Here is a 12,999-nt window from a genome sequence, read left to right as displayed (position 1 = left end):
GGCAAGTGGGGCGATAATGCGCGACACCCCACGCCAGGGCAGCCGCGCCGAGGACTGGGTAGCGTGTCCGAAATAGTGTGTATTGGGTCGACGGTGTAGAACGGGAGATGTGACGGCAATGGCTACGGAAACTCCCCAGGTCGACGCAGCATGTGCCGTCCCCTCCCCGGGCAGCGAACGGTGACGGGAACCGGCACCGCGCCGACCGGTGATCCGGAGCGCGGCACCCTCGACAAGGCCGCGGACGAGAACTTCCCCGTGGCCCCCTTCTTCCTGCCCAGGGCCTGGCGCGCCGACCTCATGGCCGTGTACGGCTTCGCCCGCCTCGTCGACGACATCGGCGACGGCGATCTCGCCCCCGGGGGCGCCGACGCCCGGCTGCTCGGTGTGCCGGCCGCGGAGGCCGAGGACCGGCTGCTGATGCTGGACGCCTTCGAGGCCGACCTTCACCGCGTGTTCGATTCGACGCCGCGTCACCCGCTGCTGCGCCGCCTCCAACCGACCGTCCGGCGCCGCGCGCTGAGCCCGGACCCCTTTCTCGGCCTGATCGCCGCCAACCGCCAGGACCAACTCGTCACCCGCTACGAGACCTACGACGACCTCGTTGCGTACTGCGAACTGTCCGCCAACCCCGTCGGCCGTCTCGTCCTCGCCGTCACCGGCACCGAGACCCCCGAGCGGGTCAGGCGCTCCGACGCGATCTGCACGGCCCTGCAGATCGTCGAGCACCTCCAGGACGTCGCCGAGGATCTCGGCCGCGACCGTATCTATCTGCCCGCCGCCGACATGAAGCGCTTTCATGTCCAGGAGGCGGATCTCGCCGCGAAAACCGCGGGCGCATCGGTGCGCGCACTGGTTGCATACGAAGCGCAACGCGCCCGCGATCTGCTGAATGAAGGCGCCCCCCTGGTGGGTAGCGTCCACGGCAGGTTGAAGCTGCTGCTCGCAGGGTTCGTGGCGGGGGGAAGGGCGACAATCCATGCGATTGCCGCCGCCGAATACGACGTACTTCCCGGCCCGCCCAAGCCCGGCAAGATCCAGTTGCTGCGCGAGGTGGGCCTGACTCTGCGAGGAGAGGGGTGATCCGGACCGTGGACTCTCCCACACACGTGTCCGCACCGGTACTCGCCGCCTACAGCTACTGCGAGGCCGTCACCGGAAAGCAGGCCCGTAACTTCGCCTATGGCATCAGACTGCTGCCCACGCACAAGCGGCGCGCGATGTCGGCGCTGTACGCGTTCTCGCGCCGCGTCGACGACATCGGCGACGGCGCGCTGGCACCCGACGTCAAGATCGCCAGACTTGAGGACACCCGGGCGCTGCTGACCCGGATCCGCCAGGACGCGGTCGACGAGGACGACACCGACCCGGTCGCGGTCGCCCTGACCCACGCCGCCGAGCAGTTCCCGATCCCGCTGGGCGGCCTGGACGAGCTCATCGACGGCGTGCTGATGGACGTACGCGGCGAGACCTATGAGACCTGGGACGACCTGAAGGTGTACTGCCGCTGTGTGGCGGGTGCCATCGGGCGGCTCTCGCTCGGGGTGTTCGGTACGGAGCGGGGGGCGCGTGGCGCCGAGCGCGCGCCGGAGTATGCCGACACGCTCGGGCTCGCGCTTCAGCTCACCAACATCCTGCGGGACGTCCGCGAGGACGCCGAGGGCGGGCGCACCTATCTACCCGCCGACGACCTGGCCAAGTTCGGCTGCTCGGCCGGGTTCAGCGGGGCGAAACCGCCGGAGGGCGCCGACTTCGCGGGTCTCGTGCACTTCGAAGTGCGTCGGGCCCGCGCCCTTTTCGCCGAGGGCTACCGGCTGCTCCCCATGCTCGACCGGCGCAGCGGCGCCTGCGTCGCCGCCATGGCCGGCATCTACCGCCGCCTCCTCGATCGCATCGAGCGCGATCCGGAGGCGGTACTGCGCGGCCGGGTCTCGCTGCCCGGGCGCGAGAAGGCGTACGTCGCCGTGCGCGGCCTGTCCGGCCTGGACGCGCGGCATGTGACCCGGCGGACCGTCAGGAGGCGCGCCTGATGGACAAAACGGTCCAAGGTGATGCCACCGGCGAAAAGTGGCGGGCAACCCTCCGGTGCCGCGCGGCGTCCCTGACTGCGACGGCCTGCCGTGCACCGTTCAAGCACCGCGGCGGCCGCGCAGGGGGGAGTGCACGATGACCGACGGCTCGCGGACCGAGGTGCCGCTCGCGGACATGCCGGGGCCACGCTCCGGGCGGGACGCCGTCGTGGTCGGCGGTGGGCTCGCCGGGATCACCGCCGCGCTCGCGCTCGCCGACGCCGGAGTGCGCGTCACCCTGCTCGAAGGCCGGCCGCGTCTGGGCGGGCTCGCCTTCTCCTTCCAGCGCGGCGAGTTGACGGTCGACAACGGACAGCATGTGTATCTGCGCTGCTGCACCGCCTACCGCTGGTTCCTCGACCGCATCGGGGGAGCGGCGCTGGCGCCGTTGCAGGATCGTCTCGACGTGCCCGTACTCGATGTCGCCAGGCCCGAGGGGCGGCGGCTCGGCAGGCTGCGGCGCGACGCGCTGCCGGTGCCCCTGCATCTGGGGCGCAGCCTGGCCACGTATCCGCATCTCTCGCTCGCCGAACGCGCCAAGGTCGGGCGGGCCGCGCTCGCGCTCAAGGGGCTGGACCTCGCCGATCCGACCCTGGACACGCAGGACTTCGGCAGCTGGCTGACCGCGCACGGTCAGTCGGCGCGTGCCGTCGAGGCCCTGTGGGACCTGGTCGGGGTCGCCACCCTCAACGCGGTCGCGGGCGACGCCTCGCTGGGGCTCGCCGCGATGGTGTTCAAGACCGGTCTGCTGTCCGACCCGGGCGCGGCCGACATCGGCTGGGCGCGCGTCCCGCTGGGTGAACTGCATGACCGGCTGGCCCGCAAGGCGCTCGACTCCGCGGGCGTGCGTACCGAGGTCCGTACACGAGTCACCTCCATCTCTACTGACGACAACGGGCGCCTACGCGTTCAGGTTCCCGGTGAGACACTTCGCGCGGACGCCGTCGTCCTCGCCGTACCCCACCGCGAAGCGCACGATCTGCTGCCCGACGGAGCCCTCGACGCGCCGGAACGGCTGCTGGAGATCGGCACCGCGCCGATCCTCAACGTGCATGTCGTGTACGACCGGAAGGTGCTCCACAAGCCCTTCTTCGCGGCCCTCGGCACCCCGGTGCAGTGGGTCTTCGACCGGACCGACGCCTCCGGGCTGAAGAACGGTCAGTACCTGGCGCTGTCGCAGTCGGCGGCGCAGGACGAGATCGACGCACCGGTCGCCGAGCTGCGCGAGCGCTATCTGCCCGAGCTGGAACGGCTGTTGCCCGGCACCCGCGGTGCCGAGGTGACGGACTTCTTCGTGACCAGGGAGCGCACGGCCACGTTCGCTCCCACCCCCGGCGTCGGACGGCTGCGGCCCGGCGCCCGTACCAAGGCCCCCGGCCTCTACTTGGCCGGAGCGTGGACCGCCACGGGGTGGCCCGCGACCATGGAGAGTGCGGTCCGCAGTGGTGTGAGTGCGGCGGACGCCGTGCTGAGCTCCCTGGGGCGGCCCCGCCCCCGCCACCTCTTCGAAGTCGAGGAGGCGGCCTGATGCTCCATCAGCGCGCGGCAGGTCCCCGCACCCCCGGTACCGCAACAAGAGGAGAGACTGTGCCCACTGTGCCCCCGGCCTCGACGGCCGCTCGAAGGACCGCGGTGGACGTGACCGCGCTCCTGGAGCGCGGCCGGTCCCTGGCCACACCGGTACTGCGGGCGGCGATCGACCGCCTGGCCCCTCCCATGGACACCGTTTCCGCCTACCACTTCGGCTGGATCGACGCCCAGGGCAATCCCGCCGACGGTGATGGCGGCAAGGCCGTACGCCCCGCCCTCGCGGTGCTCTCCGCCGAGGTCACCGGCGCGGCGCCCGAGGCCGGCATCCCCGGAGCGGTCGCCGTCGAACTGGTCCACAACTTCTCGCTGTTGCACGACGACCTGATGGACGGCGACGAACAGCGTCGGCACCGCGACACCGTCTGGAAGGTGCACGGGCCCGCCCAGGCGATCCTGGTCGGCGACGCCCTGTTCGCCCTGGCCAACGAGGTCCTGCTGGAGCTCGGCACCGTCGAGGCCGGCCGCGCCACCCGCCGGCTGACCACCGCGACCCGCGCCCTCATCGACGGCCAGGCGCAGGACATCTCCTACGAGCACCGCGACCGCGTCAGCGTCGAGGAGTGCCTGGACATGGAGGGCAACAAGACCGGCGCCCTGCTCGCCTGCGCCAGCTCCATCGGCGCCGTGCTCGGCGGCGCGGACGACCGCACCGCCGACACCCTGGAGAAGTACGGCTACCACCTCGGCCTCGCCTTCCAGGCCGTCGACGACCTCCTCGGCATCTGGGGCGACCCGGTCTCCACCGGCAAGCAGACCTGGAGCGATCTGCGCCAGCGCAAGAAGTCCCTGCCGGTCGTGGCCGCCCTCGCGGCGGGCGGCGCCGCCTCCGAGCGGCTCGGCGAGATCCTCGCCGCCGACGCCAAGAGCAGTGACTTCGCGAACTTCTCCGAGGAGGAGTTCGCGGCCCGTGCCGCTCTCATCGAGGAGGCGGGCGGGCGCGAGTGGACCGCCGAAGAGGCGCGCCGCCAGCACACCATCGCCATCGAAGCCCTCGACGCCATCGAAATGCCCGACCGGGTGCGGGCACAGTTCGCGGCGCTCGCCGACTTCGTCGTCGTACGGAAGAGATGATCATTATCGGTCGAACAACCCTCGCGTAGTCGCCGGCCGGTGCTACGGACGCACGAGCACCGGTCGACGGCGGACCCACAGCAGCACGACTCGTACGACTGCACGAAGGGGAAGCCATGACAGCGACGACCGACGGAAGCACCGGGGCACTCCCGCCCCGCGCAGCCTCGGCCAGCGAAACACAGATCGACGCCCCCCTGGCGGCCGGGGTGCACGAGGCCGCCGCACGCGCCATCGGGCGTGCCACCGAGTTCCTGCTCTCCCGGCAGGACACCCAGGGCTGGTGGAAGGGCGACCTCGAGACGAACGTCACGATGGACGCCGAGGACCTGCTGCTGCGCCAGTTCCTGGGCATCCGCGACGAGGCCACCACCCGTGCCGCCGCCCTGTTCATCCGCGGCGAGCAGCGCGAGGACGGCACCTGGGCCACCTTCTACGGCGGACCCGGCGAACTCTCCACCACCATCGAGGCGTACGTCGCCCTGCGGCTGGCCGGCGACGCGCCGGACGCGCCGCACATGGCGAAGGCCTCGGCCTGGATCCGTGAGCGGGGCGGCATCGCGGCCGCCCGGGTCTTCACCCGGATCTGGCTGGCGCTGTTCGGCTGGTGGAAGTGGGAGGACCTGCCCGAACTCCCGCCGGAACTCATCTACTTCCCGAAGTGGTTCCCGCTCAACATCTACGACTTCGGGTGCTGGGCGCGGCAGACCATCGTCCCGCTGACGATCGTCTCCGCGAAGCGTCCGGTGCGGCCCGCGCCCTTCCCGCTCGACGAACTGCACACCGACCCCCGCGACCCGAACCCGGTCAAGGCACCGTCGCCCGCGGCGAGTTGGGACGGCGTCTTCGAACGGCTCGACAAGGCGCTGCACCAGTACCGCGAGTTCGCCCCGCGCGGGCTGCGCCGGGCGGCGATGAACTCCGCCGCCCGCTGGATCATCGAGCGGCAGGAGAACGACGGCTGCTGGGGCGGCATCCAGCCGCCCGCCGTGTACTCGGTCATCGCCCTGTACCTGCTCGGCTACGACCTCGAACACCCCGTGATGCGCGAGGGGCTCGCGTCGTTGGACCGTTTCGCCGTCTGGCGTGAGGACGGGGCGCGGATGATCGAGGCCTGTCAGTCTCCGGTGTGGGACACCTGCCTCGCGGCCATCGCGCTCGCCGACGCGGGGGTGCCCGCAGACCACCCGCAGCTGGTGAAGGCCGCCGACTGGATGCTCGGCGAGCAGATCGTGCGGCCCGGTGACTGGTCGGTGCGCAGGCCCCAACTGCCGCCCGGCGGCTGGGCGTTCGAGTTCCACAACGACAACTATCCCGACATCGACGACACCGCCGAGGTCGTCCTCGCGCTGCGCCGGATCCGGCACCACGACCCGGAGCGGGTGGAGAAGGCGATCGGCCGCGGGGTGCGCTGGAACCTCGGGATGCAGTCGAAGAACGGCGCCTGGGGGGCCTTCGACGTCGACAACACCAGCATGTTCCCCAACAAGCTGCCGTTCTGCGACTTCGGCGAGGTCATCGACCCGCCGTCCGCGGACGTCACCGCCCACGTGGTGGAGATGCTCGCGGTCGAGGGCTACGCCCATGACCCGCGCACCCGGCGCGGCATCGAGTGGCTGCTCGCCGAACAGGAGCCGGACGGCTCGTGGTTCGGGCGCTGGGGCGTCAACTACATCTACGGCACCGGGTCCGTGGTGCCCGCGCTGACCGCCGCCGGACTGCCCGGCTCGCACCCGGCGATCCGCCGGGCCGTCGCCTGGCTGGAGTCCGTCCAGAACGACGACGGCGGCTGGGGCGAGGACCTGCGCTCCTACCACGACGTGAAGAAGTGGAGCGGCAAGGGCGCCTCCACCGCCTCCCAGACGGCATGGGCGCTGCTCGCCCTGCTCGCGGCCGGCGAGAAGGACTCCAAGGCCGTCGAGCGCGGCATCGAGTGGCTCGCGAGCACACAGCGCGAGGACGGCTCCTGGGACGAGCCGTACTTCACGGGGACCGGCTTCCCGTGGGACTTCTCGATCAACTACCACCTCTACCGGCAGGTCTTCCCGCTCACCGCGCTCGGCCGGTACGTCCATGGAGAACCGTTCTCCAAGGCCGAGGAGGGTTGATGAGCCCCCAGCCCGCCTCCGCCCCGCTGCTGATCGCCTGCGCGCTCGGCATCGAGCGCCTTGCCCTGCGCCTGAGCGATCGTGGCGGCGCCGGCGGGCCGGTCACCGTCCTGCGTACCGGGATGGGGCCCAAGGCGGCGGAGCGGTCCGTCGCCCGGGTCCTTGCCGACCCGGCGTTCGGTGAGGCCGCCGTGCTCGCGACCGGTTTCTGCGCGGGGCTCGCCCCGGGCATGCACCCCGGCGACCTGGTCGTCGCCGAGGAGACCCGGGACCCGGACGGAACCGTTCCGTGCGTCGGGACCGACCTACTCGTCAAGGAGCTGGTGCGCGCCGCACCCGGCCGCACGGTCCACACCGGGCCGCTCACCGGCTCCGATCATGTCGTACGCGGTCAGGAACGGTCCGATCTCCTCGCGACCGGCGCGATCGCGGCCGACATGGAGTCCGCGGCCACGCTCCTGAGCGCCGTACGCACGGGCCCGCGCCCGGTTGCGGCCGTCCGGGTGGTCGTGGACGCTCCAGAACATGAACTCGTCCGGATCGGCACATTGCGCGGAGGAATATCAGCGTTCCGCGTATTGCGTTCCGTTCTTCCTGCTTTCTACGAATGGCACCGTTCCTTGCTGCTCCCCCGGAGGTGAGCCAGATGGCCATGCCGCTGCGCCAGTCCATCAAGGTCGCTACGTACTTGGCTGAACAGAAGCTCCGCAGGCGGGACAAGTTTCCGCTCATCGTCGAGCTGGAACCGCTCTACGCCTGCAATCTCAAGTGCGAGGGCTGCGGCAAGATCCAGCACCCGGCGGGTGTGCTCAAGCAGCGCATGCCGGTTGCCCAGGCCGTGGGAGCGGTGCTCGAGTCCGGTGCCCCGATGGTGTCGATCGCCGGCGGGGAACCCCTGATGCACCCCAAGATCGATGAGATCGTGCGGCAGTTGGTGGCGCGGAAGAAGTACGTCTTCCTGTGCACCAACGCCATGCTGCTGCGCAAGAAGATGGACAAGTTCAAGCCCTCGCCGTACTTCGCCTTCGCCGTGCACATCGACGGGCTGCGTGAGCGGCACGACGAGTCCGTGGCGAAGGAGGGTGTGTTCGACGAGGCGGTGGAGGCGATCAAGGAGGCCAAGCGGCGCGGCTTCCGGGTCACCACCAACTCGACCTTCTTCAACACCGACACCCCGCAGACCATCATCGAGGTGCTCAACTACCTCAACGACGACCTCAAGGTCGACGAGATGATGATCTCGCCCGCCTACGCCTACGAGAAGGCCCCCGACCAGGAGCACTTCCTGGGCGTGGAGCAGACCCGTGAGCTGTTCAAGAAGGCCTTCGCGGGCGGCAACCGGCGCAAGTGGAGGCTCAACCACTCCCCGCTCTTCCTGGACTTCCTGGAGGGCAAGGTCGACTTCCCGTGCACCGCCTGGGCGATCCCGAACTACTCCCTCTTCGGCTGGCAGCGCCCCTGCTACCTGATGAGCGACGGGTACGTGACCACGTACCGGGAGCTGATCGAGGACACCGACTGGGACAAGTACGGCCGCGGCAAGGACCCGCGCTGCGCCAACTGCATGGCGCACTGCGGCTACGAGCCGACCGCGGTCATGGCCACCATGGGCTCCCTCAAGGAGTCCCTGCGGGCGATGCGCGAGACCGTCGCCGGAAACCACGAGTGATCTCATGACCGCCATCTCCTTGGGCGTCCCCGAGGTACCGGTCCGGCCGATCGCGGAGCGCCGTGTCTCACGGCAGATCCAGGTCGGGCCGGTGGCGGTCGGGGGCGGCGCCCCGGTGTCGGTGCAGTCGATGACGACGACCCGCACGTCCGACATCGGCGCCACCTTGCAGCAGATCGCGGAACTCACCGCGTCCGGCTGCCAGATCGTCCGCGTCGCCTGCCCCACGCAGGACGACGCGGACGCCCTCGCGACCATCGCCCGCAAGTCGCAGATCCCGGTGATCGCGGACATCCACTTCCAGCCCAAGTACGTGTTCGCCGCGATCGAGGCCGGCTGTGCGGCCGTACGCGTCAATCCCGGCAACATCAAGCAGTTCGACGACAAGGTGAAGGAGATCGCGCGGGCCGCGAAGGAGCACGGCACGCCGATCCGGATCGGCGTCAACGCGGGCTCGCTCGACCGGCGGCTGCTGCAGAAGTACGGCAAGGCGACGCCGGAGGCGCTGGTGGAGAGCGCCTTGTGGGAGGCGTCGCTGTTCGAGGAGCACGACTTCCGGGACATCAAGATCTCGGTGAAGCACAACGACCCGGTGGTCATGGTCAACGCCTACCAGCAGCTGGCTGAACAGTGCGACTATCCGCTGCACTTGGGCGTCACCGAGGCGGGTCCCGCCTTCCAGGGGACGATCAAGTCGGCCGTGGCTTTCGGGGCGCTGCTGTCGCGGGGGATCGGTGACACCATCCGCGTGTCCCTGAGCGCTCCGCCCGCCGAGGAGGTCAAGGTCGGCATCCAGATCCTGGAGTCGCTGGGGCTCAGGCAGCGGCGGCTTGAGATCGTCTCGTGTCCGTCCTGCGGGCGCGCCCAGGTCGACGTGTACAAGCTGGCCGACGAGGTCACGGCAGGTCTGGAGGGCATGGAAGTGCCCCTGCGGGTGGCCGTGATGGGGTGTGTGGTCAACGGTCCCGGTGAGGCGCGGGAGGCGGACCTGGGGGTCGCCTCCGGCAACGGCAAGGGGCAGATCTTCGTGAAGGGTGAGGTCATCAAGACCGTGCCCGAGTCGAAGATCGTGGAGACCCTCATCGACGAGGCGATGAAGATCGCCGAACAGATGGAACAGGACGGCGTCGAGTCGGGGGAGCCGGCCGTCACCGTGAGCTGAACAGCACGGACCGAAGGGGGCCCGCGAACGTGACGATTCTGGAGAGCATCCGGGGACCACGCGACCTGAAGGCACTGTCCGAGGCGCAACTTGGCGAACTGTCCGACGAGATCAGGGAGTTCCTGGTGCACGCCGTGGCCAGGACCGGCGGTCATCTCGGGCCCAATCTGGGGGTGGTGGAACTCTCCGTCGCGCTCCACCGGGTCTTCGAGTCGCCGGTCGACCGCATCGTGTGGGACACCGGCCACCAGAGCTACGTACACAAGTTGCTGACAGGGCGTCAGGATTTTTCCAAGCTCCGCGGCAAGGGGGGCCTCTCCGGCTACCCGTCGCGTGAGGAGTCCGAGCACGACATCGTCGAGAACAGCCATGCCTCCACCGCGCTCGGCTGGGCCGACGGGCTCGCCAAGGCCCGCCAGGTGCAGGGGGAGAAGGGGCATGTCGTCGCGGTCATCGGCGACGGCGCCCTGACCGGCGGCATGGCCTGGGAGGCGCTGAACAACATCGCGGCGGCCAAGAACCGGCCGCTGATCATCGTCGTCAACGACAACGAGCGGTCGTACGCCCCCACCATCGGCGGCCTTGCCAACCACCTCGCCACCCTGCGCACCACCGACAGCTACGAACAGGTCCTGGCCTGGGGCAAGGACGTACTGCAGCGCACGCCGATCGTCGGCAACACGGTCTACGAGGCACTGCACGGTGCGAAGAAGGGCTTCAAGGACGCGTTCGCGCCGCAGGGCCTGTTCGAGGACCTGGGCCTGAAGTACGTCGGCCCGATCGACGGACACGACATCGGCGCCGTCGAGTCCGCGCTGCGGCGTGCGAAACGCTTCCACGGGCCGGTGCTGGTGCACTGCCTCACCGAGAAGGGGCGTGGCTACGAACCCGCTCTCGCGCACGAGGAAGACCACTTCCACACCGTCGGTGTGATGGACCCGCTGACCTGCGAGCCGCTCGCGCCGTCCAACGGGCCGTCCTGGACCTCGGTGTTCGGCGAGGAGATCGTCAGGATCGGGGAGGAGCGGGAGGACGTCGTGGCGATCACGGCGGCCATGCTGCACCCGGTCGGGCTCGGCAAGTTCGCCGCACGGTTCCCGGACCGGGTCTGGGACGTCGGCATCGCCGAGCAGCACGCGGCGGTGAGCGCGGCCGGGCTCGCGACCGGCGGACTGCACCCCGTCGTCGCCGTCTACGCCACCTTCCTCAACCGCGCCTTCGACCAGCTCCTGATGGACGTCGCCCTGCACCGCTGCGGCGTCACCTTCGTCCTGGACCGGGCCGGCGTGACGGGCGTCGACGGCGCCTCCCACAACGGCATGTGGGACATGTCGATCCTCCAGGTCGTGCCGGGCCTCAGGATCGCCGCGCCGCGCGACGCCGACCAGCTGCGGGCCCAGCTGCGCGAGGCGGTCGCGGTGGACGACGCGCCGACCCTCGTACGGTTCCCGAAGGAGTCGGTAGGGCCGTGCGTTCCCGCGGTCGACCGGGTCGGCGGCATCGACGTACTGCACCGCGACGAGTCGCCGGAGGTCCTGCTGGTTGCCGTCGGCGTCATGGCGCCCGTCTGCCTCCAGGCCGCCGAGTTGCTTCAGGCGCGCGGCATCGGCTGCACCGTCGTCGACCCGCGCTGGGTCAAGCCCGTCGACCCGGCGCTCCCCGGCCTCGCCGCCGAGCACCGCCTGGTCGCCGTCGTCGAGGACAACAGCCGCGCGTCCGGGGTCGGAGCGGCGGTCGCGCTGGCGCTCGGTGACGCCGATGTCGACGTGCCCGTACGGCGGTTCGGCATCCCGGAGCAGTTCCTCGCGCACGCCAAACGCGGCGAGGTGCTCGCCGACATCGGCCTCACGCCCGTCGAGGTCGCCGGACGGATCAGCGCGAGCCTGGCCGTCAAAGAGTCAGCCAAGGAGAAACCCGAATGACCACGGAGTTCGACCTCGGCGCACTGCTGGCCGAGCGCGGAGCCGAGCGCTACGAGCTGCACACCAAGTACCTCAACCACCAGCTCCCGCGCATGCTGCACACCATCGGTTTCGACAAGGTCTACGAGCGGGCCGAGGGCGCGTACTTCTGGGACGCGGACGGCGACGACTACCTGGACATGCTCGCCGGGTTCGGGGTGATGGGCCTGGGCCGCCATCACCCCGTCGTCCGCAAGGCGCTGCACGATGTGCTCGACGCACAGCTCGCCGACCTCACCCGCTTCGACTGCCAGCCGCTGCCCGGACTGCTGGCCGAGCGGCTGCTCGCGCACAGCCCGCATCTGGACCGGGTGTTCTTCGGCAACAGCGGCACCGAGGCGGTCGAGACCGCGCTGAAGTTCGCCCGCCGCGCCACCGGAAAACCCCGCGTCCTGTACTGCGAGCACTCCTTCCACGGCCTGACCACCGGCTCCCTGTCCGTCAACGGCGAGGACGGCTTCCGTGACGGCTTCGCCCCGCTGCTGCCCGACACGGCCGTACCGCTCGGCGATCTCGTCGCGCTGGCACGGGAGTTGAAGAAGGGCGACGTCGCCGCCCTGATCGTCGAGCCGATCCAGGGCAAGGGCGTCCTGGAGCCCCCACCCGGATATCTGCGCGCCGCCCAGGACCTGCTGCACAAGCACAAGGCGCTGCTGATCGCGGACGAGGTGCAGACCGGACTCGGCCGGACCGGGGACTTCTACGCCTACCAGCACGAGGACGGCGTCGAACCGGACCTGGTCTGCGTCGCGAAGGCGCTCTCCGGCGGCTATGTGCCGGTGGGCGCCACGCTCGGCAAGGACTGGATCTTCAAGAAGGTCTACTCGTCGATCGACCGTGTGCTGGTGCACTCGGCGAGCTTCGGATCCAACGCCCAGGCCATGGCGGCGGGCCTGGCCGTCCTGTCGGTCATGGAGAACGAGCAGATCGTCGCGAACGCCCGGGCCACCGGCGACCTGCTCCGGTCCCGCCTCGCGGCGCTGGTCGACAAGTACGAGCTGCTCGCCGACGTACGCGGCCGGGGCCTGATGATCGGCATCGAGTTCGGCAGGCCCAGCTCGCTGAAGCTGCGCAGCCGCTGGACGATGCTGCAGGCGGCTCGCAAGGGCCTGTTCGCGCAGATGGTCGTCGTGCCGTTGCTCCAGCGGCACCGGATCCTCACCCAGGTCTCCGGTGACCACCTGGAGGTGATCAAGCTGATCCCGCCGCTGATCGTCGGCGAGCGGGAGGTGGACCGGTTCGTCGAGGCCTTCACGGCCGTGATGGACGACGCTCACAGCGGGGGCGGTCTGATGTGGGACTTCGGGAAGACGTTGGTCAAGCAGGCGGTGGCCAACCGGTAGAACGGGCGCGTTTGCCTCTGAGGCAA

11 protein-coding genes are annotated in these 12,999 nt (G+C 70.2%); all 11 read left to right on the top strand.

The features are described from left to right. The first annotated feature begins 180 nt into the window (after positions 1-180). The 11 genes from hpnC (at position 181) to ACTWQO_RS35710 (ending at position 12,973) form a co-directional block, all read left to right on the top strand. Positions 181-1,083: a squalene synthase HpnC gene (hpnC, locus tag ACTWQO_RS35760; protein WP_443241539.1), complete on the top strand. Its 903-nt coding sequence runs from the start codon at positions 181-183 to the stop codon at positions 1,081-1,083. Beyond that, entirely contained in the window at positions 1,080-2,030 is a 951-nt protein-coding gene (gene hpnD, locus ACTWQO_RS35755; RefSeq protein WP_443241538.1) for a presqualene diphosphate synthase HpnD, read from the top strand. The genes hpnC and hpnD overlap by 4 nt, the downstream gene beginning before the upstream one ends. After that, positions 2,030-2,170 carry a DUF6380 family protein gene (locus ACTWQO_RS35750; RefSeq protein ID WP_443241537.1) on the top strand — a complete coding sequence of 47 codons (141 nt, stop codon included), beginning with the start codon at positions 2,030-2,032 and terminating at the stop codon, positions 2,168-2,170. Before hpnD ends, ACTWQO_RS35750 begins: the two co-directional genes overlap by 1 nt. Continuing rightward, positions 2,167-3,597, top strand: a complete 1,431-nt coding sequence (gene hpnE / locus ACTWQO_RS35745) for a hydroxysqualene dehydroxylase HpnE (protein ID WP_443241536.1) — start codon at positions 2,167-2,169, stop codon at positions 3,595-3,597. Before ACTWQO_RS35750 ends, hpnE begins: the two co-directional genes overlap by 4 nt. Positions 3,598-3,665: 68 nt before the next feature. Then, positions 3,666-4,730, top strand: a complete 1,065-nt coding sequence (locus ACTWQO_RS35740; protein ID WP_443241553.1) for a polyprenyl synthetase family protein — start codon at positions 3,666-3,668, stop codon at positions 4,728-4,730. Between the two features lie 116 nt (positions 4,731-4,846). Beyond that, entirely contained in the window at positions 4,847-6,838 is a 1,992-nt protein-coding gene (gene shc / locus ACTWQO_RS35735) for a squalene--hopene cyclase (RefSeq protein ID WP_443241535.1), read from the top strand. Then, positions 6,838-7,479, top strand: coding sequence for a phosphorylase family protein (locus ACTWQO_RS35730; protein ID WP_443241534.1), 642 nt, complete (start codon positions 6,838-6,840; stop codon positions 7,477-7,479). The genes shc and ACTWQO_RS35730 overlap by 1 nt, the downstream gene beginning before the upstream one ends. Before the next feature lie 5 nt (positions 7,480-7,484). Then, the gene (gene hpnH, locus ACTWQO_RS35725) at positions 7,485-8,507 is read left to right on the top strand and encodes an adenosyl-hopene transferase HpnH (RefSeq protein ID WP_443241533.1); all 1,023 of its coding nucleotides are present in this window, start codon (positions 7,485-7,487) and stop codon (positions 8,505-8,507) included. 4 nt (positions 8,508-8,511) lie between these two features. Further along, entirely contained in the window at positions 8,512-9,669 is a 1,158-nt protein-coding gene (ispG, locus tag ACTWQO_RS35720) for a flavodoxin-dependent (E)-4-hydroxy-3-methylbut-2-enyl-diphosphate synthase (RefSeq protein ID WP_443241532.1), read from the top strand. Positions 9,670-9,698: 29 nt separating this feature from the next. Next, positions 9,699-11,591, top strand: coding sequence for a 1-deoxy-D-xylulose-5-phosphate synthase (gene dxs / locus ACTWQO_RS35715; protein ID WP_443241531.1), 1,893 nt, complete (start codon positions 9,699-9,701; stop codon positions 11,589-11,591). After that, positions 11,588-12,973 (top strand): aspartate aminotransferase family protein, encoded by a 1,386-nt coding sequence (locus ACTWQO_RS35710; protein WP_210575396.1) that lies wholly within the window; start codon positions 11,588-11,590, stop codon positions 12,971-12,973. Before dxs ends, ACTWQO_RS35710 begins: the two co-directional genes overlap by 4 nt. Positions 12,974-12,999 lie beyond the last annotated feature (26 nt).

This window comes from Streptomyces sp. 4N124 (assembly GCF_052245395.1).
Classification (GTDB): domain Bacteria; phylum Actinomycetota; class Actinomycetes; order Streptomycetales; family Streptomycetaceae; genus Streptomyces.
This window is presented reverse-complemented; position numbering and strand designations above follow the sequence as displayed.